General features: G+C 74.9%; 18 protein-coding genes. 12 read left to right on the top strand and 6 right to left on the bottom strand.

The features are described 5' to 3' along the window. Positions 1-90 precede the first annotated feature (90 nt). Positions 91-1,563 (top strand): MFS transporter, encoded by a 1,473-nt coding sequence (locus J3P29_RS13505; protein WP_210494004.1) that lies wholly within the window; start codon positions 91-93, stop codon positions 1,561-1,563. Between the two features lie 169 nt (positions 1,564-1,732). Further along, on the top strand, positions 1,733-2,404 hold the full coding sequence (locus J3P29_RS13500; protein ID WP_210494003.1) for a TetR/AcrR family transcriptional regulator: 672 nt from the start codon (positions 1,733-1,735) through the stop codon (positions 2,402-2,404). 51 nt (positions 2,405-2,455) lie between these two features. Here J3P29_RS13500 and J3P29_RS13495 read toward each other — a convergent pair whose 3' ends face one another. After that, positions 2,456-3,502 carry a hemolysin family protein gene (locus J3P29_RS13495; protein WP_210494002.1) on the bottom strand — a complete coding sequence of 349 codons (1,047 nt, stop codon included), beginning with the start codon at positions 3,500-3,502 and terminating at the stop codon, positions 2,456-2,458. After that, positions 3,499-4,860: a hemolysin family protein gene (locus J3P29_RS13490; protein ID WP_210494001.1), complete on the bottom strand. Its 1,362-nt coding sequence runs from the start codon at positions 4,858-4,860 to the stop codon at positions 3,499-3,501. The genes J3P29_RS13495 and J3P29_RS13490 overlap by 4 nt, the downstream gene beginning before the upstream one ends. A 275-nt stretch (positions 4,861-5,135) precedes the next feature. Between J3P29_RS13490 and J3P29_RS13485 the strand changes: the two genes are divergently transcribed. Further along, positions 5,136-5,915, top strand: coding sequence for an HAD-IIA family hydrolase (locus tag J3P29_RS13485; RefSeq protein WP_210493999.1), 780 nt, complete (start codon positions 5,136-5,138; stop codon positions 5,913-5,915). 52 nt (positions 5,916-5,967) lie between these two features. Here the strand turns inward: J3P29_RS13485 and J3P29_RS13480 are convergent, their stop codons facing one another. Beyond that, a complete protein-coding gene (locus J3P29_RS13480) occupies positions 5,968-6,858 on the bottom strand; it encodes an aldose 1-epimerase (protein ID WP_210493998.1) in 891 nt (296 codons plus the stop codon). 47 nt (positions 6,859-6,905) lie between these two features. Between J3P29_RS13480 and J3P29_RS13475 the strand changes: the two genes are divergently transcribed. From J3P29_RS13475 to J3P29_RS13450, 7 genes are all read left to right on the top strand, one after another. Then, complete coding sequence (locus J3P29_RS13475; RefSeq protein ID WP_210493997.1) at positions 6,906-7,520, top strand: GNAT family protein; 615 nt, start codon at positions 6,906-6,908, stop codon at positions 7,518-7,520. 156 nt (positions 7,521-7,676) lie between these two features. Continuing rightward, positions 7,677-8,582, top strand: coding sequence for an ABC transporter ATP-binding protein (locus J3P29_RS13470; protein WP_349239868.1), 906 nt, complete (start codon positions 7,677-7,679; stop codon positions 8,580-8,582). Next, positions 8,579-9,367 carry an ABC transporter permease gene (locus J3P29_RS13465; protein ID WP_210493995.1) on the top strand — a complete coding sequence of 263 codons (789 nt, stop codon included), beginning with the start codon at positions 8,579-8,581 and terminating at the stop codon, positions 9,365-9,367. The genes J3P29_RS13470 and J3P29_RS13465 overlap by 4 nt, the downstream gene beginning before the upstream one ends. 60 nt (positions 9,368-9,427) lie before the next feature. After that, on the top strand, positions 9,428-10,036 hold the full coding sequence (locus J3P29_RS20815; protein ID WP_349239842.1) for a CHAD domain-containing protein: 609 nt from the start codon (positions 9,428-9,430) through the stop codon (positions 10,034-10,036). Continuing rightward, entirely contained in the window at positions 10,033-10,638 is a 606-nt protein-coding gene (locus tag J3P29_RS20810; RefSeq protein WP_349239841.1) for a CHAD domain-containing protein, read from the top strand. Before J3P29_RS20815 ends, J3P29_RS20810 begins: the two co-directional genes overlap by 4 nt. A 13-nt stretch (positions 10,639-10,651) precedes the next feature. Next, positions 10,652-12,796, top strand: a complete 2,145-nt coding sequence (ppk1, locus tag J3P29_RS13455; RefSeq protein WP_246851920.1) for a polyphosphate kinase 1 — start codon at positions 10,652-10,654, stop codon at positions 12,794-12,796. Between the two features lie 236 nt (positions 12,797-13,032). Further along, the gene (locus J3P29_RS13450) at positions 13,033-13,695 is read left to right on the top strand and encodes a TetR/AcrR family transcriptional regulator (protein ID WP_210493993.1); all 663 of its coding nucleotides are present in this window, start codon (positions 13,033-13,035) and stop codon (positions 13,693-13,695) included. A gap of 93 nt (positions 13,696-13,788) precedes the next feature. Here J3P29_RS13450 and J3P29_RS13445 read toward each other — a convergent pair whose 3' ends face one another. Both J3P29_RS13445 and J3P29_RS13440 read right to left on the bottom strand, forming a co-directional pair. Next, positions 13,789-15,771 carry an SDR family oxidoreductase gene (locus J3P29_RS13445; RefSeq protein ID WP_210493992.1) on the bottom strand — a complete coding sequence of 661 codons (1,983 nt, stop codon included), beginning with the start codon at positions 15,769-15,771 and terminating at the stop codon, positions 13,789-13,791. Positions 15,772-15,963: 192 nt separating this feature from the next. After that, on the bottom strand, positions 15,964-16,236 hold the full coding sequence (locus J3P29_RS13440; RefSeq protein WP_210493991.1) for a hypothetical protein: 273 nt from the start codon (positions 16,234-16,236) through the stop codon (positions 15,964-15,966). A gap of 29 nt (positions 16,237-16,265) precedes the next feature. Here J3P29_RS13440 and J3P29_RS13435 point away from each other — a divergent pair, with 29 nt between their 5' ends. Beyond that, positions 16,266-16,997: an enoyl-CoA hydratase/isomerase family protein gene (locus tag J3P29_RS13435; protein WP_210493990.1), complete on the top strand. Its 732-nt coding sequence runs from the start codon at positions 16,266-16,268 to the stop codon at positions 16,995-16,997. An 8-nt stretch (positions 16,998-17,005) separates the two neighbouring features. On the opposite strand, the gene J3P29_RS13430 is transcribed toward J3P29_RS13435, so the two are convergent. Then, positions 17,006-17,821, bottom strand: a complete 816-nt coding sequence (locus J3P29_RS13430) for a GNAT family N-acetyltransferase (protein WP_210493989.1) — start codon at positions 17,819-17,821, stop codon at positions 17,006-17,008. A 92-nt stretch (positions 17,822-17,913) separates the two neighbouring features. On the opposite strand from J3P29_RS13430, the gene J3P29_RS13425 reads away from it, so the two are divergent. Continuing rightward, positions 17,914-19,002 (top strand): hypothetical protein, encoded by a 1,089-nt coding sequence (locus tag J3P29_RS13425; protein WP_210493988.1) that lies wholly within the window; start codon positions 17,914-17,916, stop codon positions 19,000-19,002. Positions 19,003-19,006: the final 4 nt, after the last annotated feature.

The raw sequence follows: 19,006 nt of genomic DNA, 5'->3' as shown, positions 1-19,006 counted from the left end.
GAGTACATGCTCCGAATTAGGTGGAGCGGTCGCTCCGCTTTTGCTACGTTGAAGCGGATCAGTCACTCCGCTTCATCTGGAGCCCCTCGCATGTCCTCCCAAGCCCCGCCCACGACGCGCGCCGTCAACCCCTTGGTCGTCCTCGTCATCGTCTGCTTCGCGCAGTTCATGGTGGTGCTCGACGCCACCGTCGTGAACGTCGCGCTCCCCTCCATCCAGCAGGACCTCGGCTTCGCCGCCGGCGACCTCGCCTGGGTCATCAACGCCTACACGCTGCTCTTCGGCGGCTTCCTCCTCCTGGGCGGCCGCGCCGCCGACCTCTTCGGCCGCCGGCGCCTGTTCGTCGCCGGCGTGACGCTCTTCACCGTCTCGTCGCTCCTCGACGGCCTGGCCACGTCGCCGGGGCAGCTCATCGCCTTCCGCGCCCTGCAGGGCCTGGGCGGCGCGCTCGTCTCGCCCGCGGCGCTGGCGATCGTCACGACGACGTTCCCCGAGGGGCCGGAGCGCACCCGCGCGCTCGGCGTCTGGGGCGCGATCGCCGGCGGCGGCGCGGCCGTCGGCCTGATCCTCGGCGGCGTGCTCGTCGAGGCCCTCTCCTGGGAGTGGGTGTTCTTCGTCAACGTGCCCGTCGGCGTCGCCGTCGCGCTCGTCGCCCTGCGCCTGATCCCCGAGTCCCGCGACGAGCACGCCGGCGGCTTCGACCTGCTCGGCGCCGCCACGGTCACCGGCGGCCTGGTCGCGCTCGTCTACGCGGTGGTCGAGGCCGGCGAGCAGGGCTGGGGGTCGGGCACCACGCTCGGCTTCGGCGCCCTCGCCCTCGTGCTGCTCGCCGCGTTCGTCCTGATCGAGCGCCGCCACGCGCAGCCGCTCGTCCGCCTGGGCATCCTGCGGGTCCGGTCGCTCCTGGCGTCCAACCTGGTGATGCTGCTGGCGATCGCCGGGATGTTCGCGATGTTCTACTTCGCGACGATCTACCTGCAGGAGGTCCTCGGGTACGAGCCGCTCAAGTCCGGCCTGGCGTTCCTGCCCTTCACGGTCGGCATCGTCGGCGGCTCCGTCGCGGCGCAGGCGCTCATCCGCACCCTCGGCATCCGCGCCACGATCATCGGCGGGCTGCTGCTGGCCGCGGTCGGGCTGCTGCTGATGACGCGGATCAGCGTCGGCGGGGACTACCTGGGCGAGGTGCTGCCCGCCATGGCGCTGCTCGCCGCCGGCATGGGCACCGTCTTCGTCCCGGTCACCGTCATGGCGACCGGCGGCATCGACGGGGACGACCAGGGCCTGGCGTCCGGCCTGATCAACACGTCGCAGCAGTTCGGCGGCGCGATCGGCCTGGCGGTCCTGTCGACCCTGGCGGCGTCCCGCACCGAGGACCGGCTGGCGGACTTCGGCAGCGCGCCGACCCGCCTGGACGGCTTCGACGCGCTCGTCTCGGGCTACCACCTGGCGTTCCTCGTCGGCGCCGCGCTGATGCTCGTCGCCGCGGCGCTCACCGCCCTGCTGGTCCGCCGCTCGCACGTCGCGAGCATCGACCCGGACCAGGTCGTGGCCGTCGCCGCCTAGTCGCCCGCCCGGGACACGCGGGGACGGGCCCGGCCCGGCCACCGCGGACGCCGCCGGCGCTCCGGTCGTGCCCCGTGCACGGCCGGTCGCGCCGGCGGCCCCGGACGCGCTCGCGGACGTCCGCCCCGGACCCGCGATCGCCGCGCGACGGACGGTCTAGGATGTAGTGGTGAAGACGGAAGAGCCGCTCCCCGTCGATCGCCCGCGCCGGGCGGACGCCCTGCGCAACCGCGAGCGCGTGCTCGAGGCCGCGCAGGCGGCCTTCGCCGAGGCGGGCCCGGACGTCGCGGTCGCCGAGATCGCCCGCCGCGCCGGCGTCGGCGCCGGCACGCTGTTCCGGCACTTCCCGACGAAGGACGACCTGCTCGTCGCGGTGCTCGAGCGCACCTTCGACGGCATGCAGGACGTCGTCGACCGCGCGCTGGCGATGGACGACCCCTGGGAGGGGATCGTCCTGGCCATGACCGCGACGGCCGAGCAGCAGGCGTGCGACCGCACGTTCCTCGAGGCGGTCGGACCCGCGCTGTTCAGCACGGAGTCCTTCCGCGAGCGGAACGTCCGCATGCTCGAGCGCCTCGGCCAGCTGTTGCGCCGCGCGCAGGACGCGGGGCAGGTCCGGCCCGACCTGACGCCCGAGGACCTGCCGTTCCTGGTCGCCGCCGTCGGCGGCGCGACCGAGAAGTGCCCGATGCAGGTCGACGGCTGCGCGCCCGACCTGTGGCGCCGCTACCTGTGCGTCGTCCTCGACGGCCTGCGGCCCGAGGGGGCGCACCCGCTCCCGGGCGTGCCGCCGACGGTCGAGCAGCTCATGGCCGCCAAGGCGCGCAAGCACGCCCGCTAGCGCCGGGGCCCGGCCGCGCGGGCCGGACCCCGCGACCGGGCCGCGGCGCCGCTAGGCGGCGGCGCGGCGGCTCTCGTCGCGGATCTCGCCGACGAGCTCCTCGAGCACGTCCTCGAGCGCCACGACGCCGAGCAGCGTGCCGTCCACGTCCTCGACGCGCGCCAGGTGGGCGCGCGAGCGCTGCATCGTGGAGAGCACCGTGCGCAGGCGGTCGTTCACCCGCACCGTCGGGAGCGAGCGGCGCGTCCGCGCCGGCACCGACACCCCGCGGGCGTCGTCGCGCTGGCCGAGCAGGTCCTTCAGGTGCAGGTAGCCCCGGAAGCTGCCGTCGGGCGCGCGGACGGGGAAGCGCGAGAAGCCGGTCTCGGCGGCGAGCGCCTCCACCTGCTCCGGCGTGACCTCGGGCGGCACGGTCTTCAGCTCGGCGAGGGGGAGGAGCACGGCGCGGGCCGTGCGGTCCTCGAACTGCAGCGCGTCGAGCAGCAGCTGCCCCTCGCCGTGCTCGAGCATCCCCTCGCGGTGCGACTCCTCGACGAGGCCGGCGACCTCGTCGCGGGTGAACGCGCTCGTCACCTCGTCCTTCGGCTCGACGCCCGCGGCGCGCAGCACGACGTTGGCGATCCAGTTGACCGCCGCGATCGCCGGACGCAGCACGCGCACGATGCCGACGAGGATCGGCGCGAGCACGAGGGCCGCGCGGTCCGGGCCGGCGAGCGCGATGTTCTTCGGCACCATCTCGCCGATGACGACGTGCAGGTAGACGACGACGAGCAGCGCGATCGCGAAGGCGATCGGGTGCAGCAGGTGCTCGGTGACGCCGAGGTCGTGCAGCAGCGGCTCGATGACGTGCGCCACGGCGGGCTCGCCGATCGAGCCGAGGCCGAGGGAGCAGATCGTGATGCCGAGCTGCGCGCCGGCCATCATGAGCGACACGTGCTCCATGCCGCCGAGCGTGATCTTCGCCAGGCGCGATCCCGCCTCGGCCTTCGGCTCGATCTCGGTGCGGCGGGCGGAGATCAGCGCGAACTCCGCGCCGACGAAGAAGGCGTTCAGGCCGAGCAGGACGACGGCCAGGAGGATCGCGGCGGTGTCGCTCATCGGTCGTCCTCCCGCTCGTCCTCGTCGGGTCGCTCGAGCTCCTCGACGACGACCCGCAGCTCGTCGACGCGCAGGCCGTCCATCCGGCCGACGGTCAGGGTCACCCGCTGCTCGGGATCGTCCTCGTCGGGCAGCTCGAGGACGACCTCGTCGCCGACGTCGGGGATGCGCTCCAGGTGCAGGGCGACGAGGCCGCCGAGCGTCTCGTAGTCCTCGCTCTCGGGCAGCGGGGCGCCCGTGATCTCCTCGGCCTCGTCGGGCCGCAGGAGCGCGGGCATGAGCCACGAGCCGTCGGGCTGGCGGCGGGCGACGGAGCGGCGGTCGTCGTGCTCGTCGAGCACCTCGCCGACGATCTCCTCGATCAGGTCCTCGAGCGTGACGATGCCGTCCACGCCGCCGAACTCGTCGACGACGACGGCCATCTGCAGGCTGCCGCCGCGCAGCTCGGCCAGCAGCGGGTCGAGCTCGAGCGTCGAGGGCACCACGAGCGGCAGCGTCATGACGTCGCGCACGAGCACCTCGTCGCGGCGCTCGTACGGGACCCCGACGGCGGCGCGGATGTGCACGACGCCCATGATCGTGTCCTTCTCGTCGTCCTCGACGGGGAAGCGGGAGTGGCCCGTCTCGCGCGCCTGCTGCAGGACGTGGGCGACCGTGTCGTCGCCGGTCACGGTCTTCATCCGCGTGCGCGGGGTCATGACGTCGACGGCGCGGCGCTCGCCGAACGCCAGCGACCGCTGCAGCAGCGTCGCGGTGTTCGTCTCGAGCGTGCCCTGCTCGGCGGAGCGGCGCACGAGCGAGGAGAGCTCCTGGGCCGAGCGCGCCGAGGCGAGCTCCTCCTGCGGCTCGATGCCGATCCGGCGCAGGATGCCGTTGGCCGAGCCGTTGAGGACGCGCAGCGGCCAGGCCGTCGCGTGCGTGAACCCGCGCTGGAAGCCGGCGACCGCGCGGGCGGTGCCCATCGGCATGGAGATCGCCAGGTTCTTCGGCACGAGCTCGCCGAAGACCATCGTCACGACGGTCGCCGTGACGAGGGCGATGACGACGGCGACGCCGGACGCCGCGGTGTCGCCGAGCCCGAGCGCCCCGAGGGGGCCGTCGATGAGCTCGGCGATCGCGGGCTCGGCGAGGAAGCCGATCGCCAGGTTGGTGATCGTGATCCCGAGCTGGGCGCCCGAGAGCTGGGTGGAGAGGCTGCGCAGGGCCTTGGACAGGCCCACGGCGCGGCGGTCGCCGGCTTCCGCGGCACGGTCGACCGCGTTGCGGTCGACGGTGATGAAGGCGAACTCCGCGGCGACGAAGCCGCCGCAGGCGAGGACGAGGAGGAGGGCGACGACGATCAGGAGGACCTCGGTCACGAGGTCACCTCCGGCCGGCTCCGGGAGACGCACGCGAGGGTGCGCCCGGGACTGCGGGGCGGGTCGTCGTCAGCGCGCGCGGAGGCGCGCTGCGAACTGTCGGACGGGTCGTCCGTATCGGGCGTCATTCAGGGGCATGGTAGCTGGCGCGCGGACGGTCGCCCGCCGGTCGTCCTCCGCGGGCGCGCGTCGACGGCGTCCGCCCCGCCGGACCGGCGGGTCCGTTCGGCCCGACGCTCGCGGGCGGCGGGCGCCCGTCGTAGGCTTGGCGGCCGATGCCCGACCGCGAGATCCGCTCCTGGCTGATGGACATGGACGGCGTGCTCGTCCACGAGGAGCACATGGTGCCCGGCGCCGACCGGTTCCTCGCGCGGCTGCGCGAGCTGGACCTGCCGTTCCTCGTCCTGACGAACAACTCCATCTACACGCGCCGCGACCTGTCCGCCCGGCTGCGCGCGAGCGGCCTGGAGGTGCCCGAGACGTCGATCTGGACCTCGGCGCTCGCGACGGCGCGGTTCCTGGCCGACCAGCGTCCCGACGGCTCGGCGTTCGTGATCGGCGAGGCCGGACTGACCACCGCCCTGCACGAGGCGGGCTACACGCAGACCGACCGCGACCCCGACTACGTCGTGCTCGGCGAGACCCGGACGTACTCGTTCGAGCGGATCACGCAGGCGATCCGTCTGATCGAGGGCGGCGCGCGGTTCATCGCGACCAACCCCGACAACGTCGGGCCGTCCGCCGAGGGGCCGCTGCCCGCGACGGGGTCGGTGGCGGCGCTGATCACCCGCGCCACCGGCGTCGAGCCGTACTACGTCGGCAAGCCCAACCCGCTCATGATGCGCTCGGCGCTGAACACGCTGGACGCGCACTCCGAGTCGACGGCGATGATCGGCGACCGGATGGACACCGACGTCGTCTCCGGCCTGGAGGCGGGCCTGCAGACGATCCTCGTGCTGACCGGCGTGGCGACGCGCGAGACCGCCAAGGTCTTCCCGTACGTGCCGACGCGGATCGTCGACTCGGTCGCCGACCTCGTCGACGAGCTGGAGTAGCGGCGGCCCCGGCCGCGCGGTCCCGGGATCGTCGCCGCCGGCCGCGCCGCCCTCAGCCGTCCGCGGCGACGCGCACCACGAACGTGGCGGCGCGGCTGGTCCCGGGGGCCACGAGCCCGAGCCCGTCGCCCGTCACCAGGGCGTTCGTCGACGCCGTCATCGGCTCCCACGCGACGAACGCCTCGCCGGCCGGCGCCCACGCGTGGCCGACGGGGTAGTCCGGCGCCCCGAACACCACGGTCAGCGTGCGCCCGCCGCCGCGCAGGACGAAGTCGCCGGCCACCGCCGGGTACTCCGCGTCGAGGGTGCGGTCGCCGAGCGGCCCGTCCCGCCAGTCCGCCGGCCGCTCCGCGCCCGTCGGGATGCCGCGGTCGTCCAGGACGCTCTCGCGGACGACCGGCAGCGTCACGTCGAGCGCCTCCCGCGGCACGCCCGGGAGCGTGAACAGCGGGTGCCAGCCGAAGGCCCGCGGCACCGACACGTCGCCGGTGGCGGTCAGCTCCGTCGTCACCGTCATCCCCTCGGGCGTCAGGCGCACCGCCACGCGCAGGCGGTGCGGGAACGGGAAGGCGTGGAGGACGTCCTCGCCGTCGGCGTCGAAGCGGGCGACGACCTCGTCCGCCGTCTCGCGCTCGACGGTCCACGGGCGCGCGGCCAGCACGCCGTCCTTCGGCAGGCCGTTCCCGTCCGTCTTCACGCGCGCGGGGTCCAGCCGCACCGGCGGAGCGCCCGGTCGGGCGGGGTCGGGGTACTCCAGGCCGTCCAGGCGGTTGGCCCACGGCGCCAGCAGCGGGATCCCGAACGCGGAGCCCTTCGCGACGTAGGCGTCGAGCCCGCCGCGCTGGCCCAGCAGCTCCTCGCCCTCGTGGCGGAGCGACGCGCCGACCATCCCGACGTCGGGCCGCCAGACGGCGGACAGGGCTCCGGCGCGCAGCTCGGTCATGCCCGCATGATGCCGCGCCGCCCGGCCGCGCTCTACGCTCGGGCGCGATGGACGAGCTCGAGCTGCGCGGACCCACCCTCTCCCTGCGGATCCCGCGGGACGGCGACGCCGAGGGGCTGCTGCGCCTGGCGTCCGACCCCGAGGTGACCCGCTGGTTCTCGTGGGGCCCGTACACCGACGTCGAGCAGCCGCGGCGCTTCATCGCGGGGCTGGAGGAGGAGCGGCGGACGGGCGTCAAGCTCGACCTGCTGGCGGTCCACCACGAGCACGGTCCCGCGGGGATCACCGGGCTGTACGAGTTCTCGCTCCGCGACCGGCGCTGCGTGTGCGGCACGTGGTTCGGTCGCGACTTCTGGGGGACGGGCGCCAACCGCGAGAGCAAGGCGCTGCTGCAGCACCTGGCGTTCGAGGTCCTGGGGATGCAGCGGTTCGGGTCGTACTCCAACCCCGAGAACGAGCGGTCGACGCGGGCGCTGCTGGGCGTGGGGCTGCGGCGCGAGGGCGTGCTGCGCGGCTTCCACCGCCACGGGGACCGCTTCCTGGACGTCAACGTCTTCGGGCTGCTGCGCGCGGAGTGGGAGGCCTCGCCGCTGCGGGCCGAGTACGCGGGGCGGATCGCCGTGACCGGCGCGCCGCCGGCCGCGTTCGTCCCCGGCGCCTGAGCGACAGACGACCCCGGACGCGCCTCGCGGGGCGGCGCGCCGGGCGTTTGCTGCATCATGGTCGGGTTGCGTCCGTCGCTGCACGAACCCCCCTCCGACGCCGCTCCGGCCGCCTCGGCGTCGCCGTCGTCAGCCCGCCCCGCCGAGCCCGCCGTCCTGATCGACGGCCTGGTCAAGCGCTACGGCGAGCGGACCGCCGTCGACGGCGTGTCGCTCCGCGTGGAGCGCGCGCGGGTGCTCGCCCTGCTCGGCCCGAACGGCGCCGGCAAGACGACCACGATCGAGACGTGCATCGGCTTCCGCCGTCCCGACCGCGGGACCGTGCGGGTGCTCGGCCTGGACCCCGTGCGCGAGAACGACGCGCTGCGGCCCCGCATCGGGGTGACGCTGCAGGCCGGCGGCGTCTACCAGTCCGCCCGCTGCGGCGAGATGCTGCGCCTGGTCGCCTCGTACTCCGCGCACCCGCTCGACCCCGAGGCGCTGCTGGACCGCCTGGGGCTGCGCGCCGTGCAGCGCACGCCGTACCGGCGCCTGTCCGGCGGTCAGCAGCAGCGGCTGTCGCTGGCGATGGCGCTCGTGGGCCGCCCCGAGCTCGTCTTCCTGGACGAGCCCACCGTCGGGCTCGACCCGCAGGCCCGGCACGAGATCTGGCGCATCGTCGAGGCGCTCCGGCGCGACGGCGTCACCGTCGTGCTGACGACGCACGACATGGAGGAGGCCCAGCGCCTGGCCGACGACGTCGTGATCGTCGACCACGGCCGGGTCATCGCCGCCGGCACCCGCGACGGGCTCCTGCGCGACGCCGCCGAGCCCGAGGTGCGCTTCCAGGCCCCCGCCGGCCTGGACGTCGCGTCGCTGGCCGCGCACGTCGGCGGCGGCGCCGCGGTGCGGGAGCCCGCCCCCGGCACGTACGTCGTGCTCGGGGCCGTCACGCCCGCCACCGTCGCGGCCGTCGCGGGCTGGTGCGCGGAGCACGGCGTCCTCCTCGAGGGGCTGCAGGTCAAGCAGCGCAGCCTCGAGGACCTCTTCCTCGACCTGACCGGACGGGAGCTGCGGGCATGAGCGCGAGCGTCGCACCGACGAGCACCACCCCGGGCGAGTTCGCCCCGCGGCCCGGGCGGGCGCCGCTCGGCCGGATGGCCCTCGCCCAGGTGTGGATGGAGCTCAAGCTCCTGCTGCGCAACGGCGAGCAGGTCATGCTCAGCCTGATCGTCCCGATCGGCCTGCTCGTCGCCTTCACGCAGATCCCCTTCATCGAGGTCGACGGCGAGCGCGCCGACTTCTTCGTCCCCGGCGTCCTCGCCCTGGCGGTCATGTCGTCCGCGTTCACGGGCCAGGCGATCGCGACCGGCTTCGACCGCCAGTACGGCGTGCTGAAGCGCCTCGGCGCGACGCCGCTGCCGCGCTCCGTCCTGCTGATGGGCAAGACGGGCGCCGTTCTCGTCGTCGAGCTGCTGCAGGTCGCGCTGCTCGTCCTCGTGGGCGTCCTGCTCGGCTGGCACCCGCAGGGCGACCCGTTCTCCGTCGTGCTGCTGCTGGCCTTCGGCACCGCCGCGTTCTGCGGGCTGGCGTTCCTGATGGCCGGCGTGCTGCGGGCGATGGCGACGCTCGCGCTGGCGAACATCCTGTGGTTCGTGCTGCTCGTGCTCGGCGGCATCATGTACCCGCTGTCGGACCTGGGGTCCGCGGCCGGCGCCGTCGAGGCCCTGCCGAGCGCGGCCCTCGCGGACGGTCTGCGGGACGTCCTGCAGCACGGCCACGTGGCGCCATTCCACGACCTCATCGTGCTCGGGCTGTGGGCCGTGGTGTCGCTGACCGCGGCGGCGGCCACGTTCCGCTGGGAGTAGGTCCGTCGCCGTTCACCGGACGTTCGCAGGGGCGGCCCGGCGCGCGGCTAGGGTGGGCGCGTGGCGAAGGCCCAGCCGATCCCCGGCCTGCGGGCCGACACGCCCTACGCCGCGGCGGCTGCGGCGACCGTCCGCGTGCGCGCCGCCGAGCTGGCGGCCGCCGCGGAGGGGGTGCTCGACACCGACCGGGCGGCGCGCGTGCACGGCATGCGGGTGGCCACGCGGCGGCTGCGGGCCGTGCTCGAGATCTACGCGCCGTGCTTCCCCGCCGACGACTTCCGGGCCGCGCTGCGCGACGTGAAGCGGCTGGCGGACGCGCTGGGGGCGCGGCGCGATCCCGACGTGCAGCTCGAGGGCCTCGAGCGCTTCGCGGCCGCGCTGCCGGCCGCGGACGGTCCCGGGGTGCGCGCCTTCGCCGACGCCGTCCGCGCGGACCAGCGGGCCGGCAACGCCGTGCTCGCCGAGACGCTCGCGCACCTGGACGTCGACGGCCTGCGCGCGCGGCTCGACGCGCTCGCCGACGCGGCGCAGGCCCGGGCGCCCGCGGAGCGGGACGCCGAGGGCGCGCCGGGCGGGCCCCCGGCGGCCGCCGACGACGACGCCGCGACGGCCGCGGACACGGCCACGGACGACGACGCCGCGGCGGCGGGCGACGGGGCCGCGGCGTGAAGGCCCGCAAGGTCCGCGGCCTGGACGTCGGCGCGCCGCTGGCCGACAACGCCGAGCGCATCGTCCGGATGCGCCTGGAGGAGCTGCACGGGTTCGTGCCGGCCGCGCTCGACGTGGCCGAGGTCGAGGCGCTGCACGACATGCGGATCGCGGCGAAGCGGCTGCGCTACGTGCTCGAGGTGACGGCGACGTGCTTCGGCCCGTACGCCCGCACGGCGGCGAAGCGCACCCGCGACCTGCAGGACGTCATCGGCGAGATCCACGACTGCGACGTCGCGCTGCCGCGGGTCCGGCGCGTGGCGGCCGAGCGCCGGGCGGCGGACGCGGACGCGCTCGCCGCGCGGGCGGGGGAGGGGGCGGGCGACCTGGACCCGGCGCTGGCGGCCGACGCCCCGCACGCCGACGAGCACCGGGGCCTGGCCACGCTCGAGGCGTACCTCGTGGCCCGCCGCCAGCTGCTCTACGGCCGCTTCCTGCGCCTGTGGCGCGAGCTGGGCCGCGAGGGCTTCCGCGCCCGCCTGGAGTACGCGCTGGGCGAGCGGCCCGCCGCGTTCACCTCGCTTTCACCGGATGGCAACGACGCGGGGCCCGCGCGGTCGTAGGCTGCGGGGCGTCATGCTCGACGACCGGCTCGACCCCGCCCCCGCCGACGCGCCGTCCGCCGACGCGCCGGATCCGACGGATCCCCGGTTCTTCGTCAACCGCGAGCTGTCGTGGGTGGACTTCGACCGCCGGGTGCTCGAGCTGGCCCAGGACCCCGACCAGCGCCTCCTCGCCCGCCTGAACTTCGCGGCGATCTTCGCGTCGAACCTGGACGAGTTCTTCATGATCCGCGTGGCCGGGCAGCACGCGAAGGTCTGGAACGAGAACCGCCGGCGCGGCCCCGACGGCCGCAGCGCGGACGAGGTGCTGGACCTGCTCCGGGAGCGGATCGATCCCGTGGTCCAGGAGCACGCGCGCACGGTCCACGAGGACCTGCTGCCGGCCCTCGCCGAGCAGGGCATCCTGCTCGCCCGGCACCGCGACCTCTCCGCCGAGCAGCAGGCGGAGCTGGAGGACCGCTTCCGCAACCGCATCTACCCGGTGCTCACGCCGCTCGCCGTCGGCCTGGGGCGGCCCTTCCCGTACATCTCCAACCTGTCGCTGAACCTCGCCGTGCTCGTCCGCGACCCGGACACGCGGCAGACCGTCTTCGCCCGCGTCAAGCTGCCGACGGAGGTCGTCGACCGGCTCGAGGTCGTCCGCGGCGCGCAGGGGGAGCAGGTCTTCGTCCCGCTGGAGGAGGTCGTCGAGGCGCACCTGGACGCGCTCTTCCCCGGCATGGAGGTCCTCGACCGCGGCATGTTCCGCGTGACCCGCGACGCGGACTTCGAGATCTCGGACGACGCCGACGACGTCAAGCGCGCGCTCGAGGCCCAGCTGCGCAACCGCCGCTTCGGCGAGATCGTGCGCGTAGAGATCGACGCGAAGGTCTCCGACGCGCTGCGGACCGAGATCGTCGAGCAGCTCGGCGTCGAGGAGCGGCAGGTCTACGACCTGCCCGGGCTGCTCGACCTGACCGCGCTGTTCGAGCTGGTGAAGGCGCCCGGCCACAACGAGCTGCTCGACGATCCGTGGCGGCCCGTCACGCACCCGCGCCTGCGCGAGGGCGACGACGAGCGGGCCGACGTGTTCGCGGCGATGCGCCGCGGCGACGTCCTGGTCCACCACCCCTACGACTCGTTCCACACCTCGGTCGAGCGGTTCGTCGAGCAGGCCGTCGAGGACCGCGACGTCCTCGCGATCAAGATGACCGTGTACCGCACGAACGCGGACTCGACGCTGCTGCCCGCGCTCGTCCGGGCGTCGGAGCAGGGCAAGCAGACCGTCGCGCTCGTGGAGCTGAAGGCCCGCTTCGACGAGCAGGCCAACATCCGCTGGGCGCGCGTGCTCGAGGACACCGGCGTGCACGTCGTCTACGGGCACCCGGCGCTGAAGACGCACGCCAAGTGCATCCTCGTCGTGCGCCGCGAGGGCGACAAGGTCCGGCACTACCTGCACGTCGGCACCGGCAACTACCACGCCAAGACCGCCAACCTGTACACCGACTTCGGGCTCTTCACCCGCGACCAGGAGCTCGGGCAGGACGTCGCCGACCTGTTCAACCAGCTGACGGGCTTCGCGAAGCCCGGGCGCTTCCGCAAGGCGCTCGTCGCCCCGAACGGGCTGCGGGACGGCCTGCTGGAGGAGGTCGAGCGCACCGTCGCGGCGCACCGCGCCGGGCAGCCCACCCGCATCCGGCTGAAGATGAACTCGCTCGTCGACCGGCAGTCGATCTACGCGCTGTACCGCGCGTCGCAGGCCGGCGTGCCGATCGAGATCAACGTCCGCGGCATCTGCTGCCTGGTGCCGGGCGTCCCCGGGCTGTCCGAGACCATCTCGGTGCGCTCCGTGCTGGGTCGCTTCCTCGAGCACTCCCGCATCTACGCGTTCGAGCGCGGCGAGGACCGCGTCGTGCTGATGGGGTCCGCCGACATCATGGAGCGCAACCTCGACAACCGCGTCGAGCTCGTGGTCCCCGTCGACGACGAGGGCGCGCGCGACGAGCTGCTCGACGCGCTCGACCGCGCGTTCTGCGACGAGGAGGGCTCCTGGACCCTGGGGCCCGACGCCCAGTGGACCCGCGTGCGTCCGGCGGACCCGGAGCATCCGCGCGGCCTGCACCGCGAGCTGATGGAGCTGCACCAGCAGCGGGCGCGGGACGCCGATCGCGAGGACTGAGGGGCCCTCGGGGTCCCGGAACGGACGGATGGGCCACCCCCCGGACGGGGGTCGTACATCCGTCTGCCGTGCGGCTCGGGCATGGCGCCGCGCCGCTCGGTGAACGGCGTTGTGGACGGTGAACGCGGTTCAGTCTGAGGACGGAGTAAAGCGGTCATGAACGCTCCGCCTCGATCGCCCAAAACGATCAGGGGGGAGCATGTCCTTCCGCCCGACCGACCGTTAGTCTGTTGGCTGTGCACGACGTATCGGGAGCCCAGCCCACCCCTTCGACGGGCCGTCCGCAGGCGGAGCGCCTCAGCCGCGCCCTCGTCATCGACGCGGCGACGACCATCGCCCGCCGCGACGGTCTCGACGCCCTCTCCATGCGCCGCCTGGCGGAGGAGCTCGGCGTGTCGACGATGGCCGCGTACCGCCACGTGGCCGGCAAGGAGACGCTCGTCGACGACGTCCTCGAGGCGGCCGTCGGCGAGATCGACCTGGACGCCGGCGACGGCGCCTGGGAGGAGCGGCTCGCGACGGTCGTCACCCGCTCGTACGACGCCTTCCTGACGGTGCCCGGCCTGGCCGAGCACCTCCACGGCCGCGCGCTGAGCCGGCCCGCCATCGTCCGCTGGCTCGAGGCGCTGAACGCGCCGCTCGTCGACGCGGGCATCCCCGCCGACCAGCGCGCCACGTTCACGCCCGCCGTCCTGTGGCTGCTGCGCGGCGCGACGCGCCTCGAGGCCGAGTGGTCCGAGACGCTGCGCGCCCTCGAGGAGATCGCCGAGGCCGGGCCGGAGGACGCGCCCGCCATGCGCACCGCCCGCGAGAGCTTCGGCGACCACGAGCCCGCCGACTTCCTGCGCAACGGCCTCGACCTGCTCGTCGGCGGCCTGCGCTCCTTCGCCACGGCCTGACCGACGCCCCGAGCGCGCCGCGGCGCGCCGTCACGCACGAGCGGCGGCCCCCGGGCCGCCGCCTTGCGTTCGGGGGCGGTGCGCCGGCGCCCGCTACCAGTGCATGCCGCGCGTCAGCGCGGCGAGCAGGCGCATCTCGATGCCGGCGCGCTCGTCGGGGTTCTCCTGGCCGCGGGCGGCGGCGGAGTCCGGGAAGATCCGGAAGCCGGTGTTGAGGATCTGGTCGGAGACCTTCGGCGCGACCGCGTAGAGCACCTCGCCGGCGGTGCCCAGCAGGGTGTTGATCTGCTTCGGGTGCGCGGCGATCGCCTTCGCGACCAGGTCGGCGGCCTCGACCGGCGTGATCGTCGGGACGTTGTCGTAGAGCTTCGTCGGCGCGATCATCGGCGTCCGCACGAGCGGCATGTGGATCGTCGTGAACGTCACCTTCGCGCCGATGAGCTCGGCCGCGGCGATCCGCGTCCAGGCGTCCAGTGCCGACTTGCTCGCGACGTAGGCCGAGAACCGCGGCGGCCACGTCTGCGCGCCGATGGACGAGATGTTCACGACGTGCCCGCCGCCGTGCTCGACCATGTGCGGCAGGACGCCCATCACCAGGCGGATGGCGCCGAAGTAGTTCAGCTGCATCGTCCGCTCGAAGTCGTGGAAGCGGTTGAGGCTGAGCTTGAGCGACCGCCGGATCGACCGCCCCGCGTTGTTCACGACGACGTCGACCCGGTGCTCGCGGGTGACGGTGCGCGCGAGCTCGTCGATCGCGTCGAGGTCGTTCAGGTCGCACGGGTAGACGTAGGCGGTGCCGCCGTGGGCCTCGATCTGGCGACGCAGCGCCTCGAGCTTCGAGCGGGTCCGCGCCACCAGCAGCGGCGTGCCGCCCGAGAGCGCCACCTTCAGCGCCGTCGCCTCGCCGATCCCCGACGACGCGCCGGTGATCAGCACGGTGCGGCCGACGACGGCCTCGCGCAGGGTCGTGTCGGCGTGCAGCGCGGGGTCGAGGTTGCGCTCCCAGAAGTCCCACAGCGTGGCCGCGTAGTCGCGCAGGCGCGGCACCGCGATGCCCGACCCGACGAGCGCCTGCTCGGCGCGCCGGGCGTCGAAGACGGGCGCGAACGACAGGTGCGGCACGACCTCGTCCGGGATGCCGGTGGGGGAGAGCAGCAGGCGGCGCAGCGGGGCGAACGTCGGCGAGCGCAGGAAGACGGCGAGCGGGCCCTTGTGGACGTCGATCGGCGGCATCCCCGGCGGCCGCAGCGTCAGGCGGGGCGCGCGGGCGGCGCGGGCCACCATGTTGAAGACGTCGACGACCGGCTGCGGGCGCGGCGCGCACAGGTGGAACGCCTGCTGGTCCAGCCCGGGCTCGTGCGCGATGTGGTCCATCGCCGCGGCGACGTAGTCGACCGGGACGATGTTCGTCGCGCCGACGTCCGGCGACATCAGCGGGATGAAGCGCGGGAGCTTCCGCATCGCCTTGACGAGCCCGAACAGGTAGTACGGCCCGTCGATCTTGTCCATCTCGCCCGTCTCGGAGTGCCCGACGACGATCGACGGCCGGTAGATCCGCCAGGGGACGAGCGTCTCGCCGCGCGCGATCCGCTCCGAGGCGAACTTCGTGCGGTGGTACGGCGACGGGAGCGGCTGCCCCTCGTCGAACATGTCCTCGCGGAAGACGCCGTCGAAGTCGCCGGCGACCGCGACGGACGAGGTGTGGTGGAAGCAGCCGGCGCCCAGGACGTTGGCGAGCTCGACGGCGTGCCGCGTGCCCTCGACGTTGAGCGCCTCGTTGCGCTCCTCGTCCGCCGTCATGTCGTAGATCGCGGCGAGGTGGAACAGGTGGTCGATCGTGCCGCGGTGCTCGTCGATCCACGCCGGGTCGACGCCCATCGCCGGCTGCTCGAGGTCGCCGACCACCACCTTGATGCGCTCGGCGGCCCCCTCGGGCCAGCCGTCGATCAGGCGGTCGATCTTCGGCTGCGAGGCGTCGCGGACGACGAGGTGGATGTCGCCCTCGCGCCGCTCGAGCAGCCTCGCGACCAGAAAGCGGCCGATGAATCCGGTGGCCCCGGTGACCACGTACGCCATGCGTCGTCTCCTCCTGCGCGCCGGCCCGCTGCCGGGGCGTGCTGTCAGTGGGCGCGAGCGTACCCGACACGCGCGCGCGGGAAAAGGCGGGCACGCGGCGCGTCGGCGTCCCCGGAACGACGAACGGCGGACCCGAGGGCCCGCCGCGAGGACGGGGCGGCCGCGTCGGGCCGCCCGGGGTGCGCCGGAGCGCTACCAGCCGTGACGCTTGTTGTTCGTCGCCTGGCGGGCGCGGGCGGCGTCCAGGCGACGGTAGCGGCGCTTGTCCAGGCGGTTCTGCAGCAGGGAGGCCAGGAGGGCGAACGCCGGGATGCCGATGAGCACCGCGAAGCCGAACAGCGTGACCATCAGGTCGTTGTTCTCGCCGACGAGGCCCTGACCGCTGTCGATCTTCGCGGAGGCGGTGGCGGCGGTGACCGAGAGCGTCGCGACGGCGGTGGCGACGAGGACGAGAAGTCGACGCATGGCCCTGAATCCTATAGAACCCCGCGGCGATGACGGGACTGGGGAGCGAGCGGGCGTCGGACGGGGTCGAGGTGGTGCGGCTCGACCGGCCCGAACGGCGCAACGCGCTGGACACGGCCACCCTCGACGCGCTGCTCGCGCGGCTCGACGCGCTGGCCGCCGACCCCGACCTGCGGGTGGTCGTCCTGTCGACCACCTCGCCCCGCGCCCTGTGCGCCGGCGCCGACGTGGGGGAGGAGCTCGACCGCGAGGGCGGCATCGCGCGGATGGCGCGGTTCGCCCGGGCCTACCAGGCGCTCGTCGACCTGCCGGTGCCGACGATCGCCGTCTGCGTCGGCAACGTCGTGGGGGCGGGGGCCGAGCTGGCGGCCGCGTGCGACCTGCGGGTGGCGGGCGACAACCTCAAGCTCGCCTGGGCGGGCGCGAAGCTCGGCGTCCCCGTCGGGCCGGCCCGGCTCGTGCCGCTCGTCGGCCTGTCGCGCGCGAAGGAGCTCATCTACTCCGGGCGCGTCGTCGGGGCGGAGGAGGCCGAGCGGATCGGCCTGGCCGAGCGCGTGGTGCCGGCCGAGGAGGCCGAGACGGCGGCGCTCGAGCTCGCCGCCGAGATCGCGTCGCGCCCCGGCGACGGCATGCGCCGGCTGAAGGCGATGTTCCGCGACGTCGAGGACCTCGCCGGGGCCACGGCGCGCGAGAACGTGCTGCTCATGGACTGGCAGCGGACGGGCCAGGGCCTGCCGCAGGGCGGGATGCGCGGCCGCTGAGCGCCGCGTCAGGCCGCCGGCACGCGGTGCGCCGTCGCCGTGCGGCCGACGGCGCGGAACCCACGGCGCCCGTACCAGGACGCCGCGTAGTCGTTCGGGTCGGCCAGGAGCGTCAGGCGCCCGACGTCGCGGCGCCGCCCCAGCTCGGCCGCCGCCGCCAGGAGCGCCGTGCCGACGCCCGCGCGCTCCCGCGCCGGATGCGTCAGGACGTCGTCGAGCTCCAGGTGCAGGCTGGCCAGGTGCACGACGAGCGACCCGACGGCCTCCCCGGCGGCGTCGCGGGCGACGAGGTGGACGGTGTCGCGGGCCGGGGCGAGCGACCACTGCCGGGCCACCTGCCGTCGCTCCTCCGGCGTCCGGTCCTGCCCCTCCTCGGCCGCCTGCCGGACCGGCTCGGCCGCCTCGGGTCCCTCGGGAGCGACGACGTAGGAGCGGCCCGGGCGGGGGCGGGTGCGCTCCGCCAGCTCCGCCGGCGCGGCCGCCAGGACGTGCAGCTCCTGCACCACGTACCCGGCCGCCCGCAGCACGGGCGCCAGGCGCCGCGCGTCGCCGCGGCCACGCAGGTCGACCGCGCGGTGCGCGAGCCCGGCGGCGTCGTGCGCGGCCTCCACGGCGGTCACGGTCTCGGCGGCGTCCAGCCCGCCGGCGTTCGGGACGACCTGCGCGCGGTTGACCGCCCAGACGAGCGGCGCCTCGGGCGTGAGGAGCATCCAGCCGAACGGCGCCCGCCGCGCCTGGGTCGCGCGGGCGCGGGACGCGCCCGCGGCGTGGCCCACGGTCAGCTCGCACCACCAGTCGTCGCTGCGGGGGCCTGCCGGCTGCACCGCCCGCACGGTAGCGGCCGGCGTGTGGAGGTGGCGCGTCGGCAGGCGTGTGGAGGTGGCGCGTCGGCCTTCCCGTGGGTAGCGTCCGCGCCATGGTCCCCCGCCACGTCCCCCGTCCCACGCGGTCCGCCCCCGCGCTCGTCGCCGTCGCCCTCGCCGGGCTGACGGTCGCCCCCGCCGCCGACGCCGCGCGATCACCCGTGCGCGTCACCGCGGACCCCGTCTCGCGCGCCCTCACCACGAAGGACGCGACGGCGCGCGTCACCGTGCGCAACGGCGGCAAGCGTCGCCTGACCGGGCTGAAGCTGACCGTCGGCGCCCGCAAGGGCGTGCGGGTGCGCGTCGTCGGTGCCCGCGGCGCCAGCCGGACGCGCGCCCTGCCGGCGCTGCGGGCGGGCAAGCGCGTCGCCGTGCGGGTGCGGCTGCGGCGCACGCGCGGCGGGCCGAAGGCCGGTCGGGTGACGGTGCGCGTGCGGCAGAAGGGCCGCACCGTCGCCACGACGCGCCTGAGCTTCGGGCCCCGCGCCGCCCCGACCCCGACCCCCAGCCCGGCGCCCGCGCCGGCGGCCACGCTCACCGGCCGCTACTTCTGGGGCTCGCTCTACACGGTCAACGGCATCGACCAGCGCACGCTGCTGTTCACCGGTTCGAGCCTGGTGCGGACGAGCGCGGCCGAGGGCTCCTGGCCCGTCTGCGCCGCCGCGTCCGAGGACTGCCGACCCTACGCGTTCGACCCCGCGACGAACGCGCTCGTGGTCGACGGCGTGCCCGCGACGTTCGACGGTCGCCGGATCGTGCTCGACGGCCTGACGTACACCGAGCTCGGCGCCGCAGCGCCGGGCGCTCGCTGGGACGTCGTCCTGACGTACTCGAACTCGACCGGCCTGTGCCCGCTCTCCTGCTCGTACTTCACCGAGTACCTCGCATTCCGCCCCGACGGCACGTTCATCCGCAGCGCGGTCAGCTCCGGCACCGGTCCGGGCGCCGACTGGAGCGTCGTGCCGCCCGACAGCAAGGGCACCTACGAGGTCCGCGCCGACCGCACCCTGCGCCTGGCCTTCGCCGACGGCAAGGAGCGGATCGAGACGCTCGGCGTCTTCCCGGCGGACGACGGGACCTACCCGGCCAACCCGACCGCCGGCATCGTGCTCGACGGCGACGGGTACTTCGACATCAGCTGACAGG

Source organism: Patulibacter sp. SYSU D01012, from assembly GCF_017916475.1.
Classification (GTDB): domain Bacteria; phylum Actinomycetota; class Thermoleophilia; order Solirubrobacterales; family Solirubrobacteraceae; genus Patulibacter.
The sequence above is the reverse complement of the archived record's forward strand: the minus strand, read 5'-3'. Positions and strand labels throughout refer to the sequence as shown.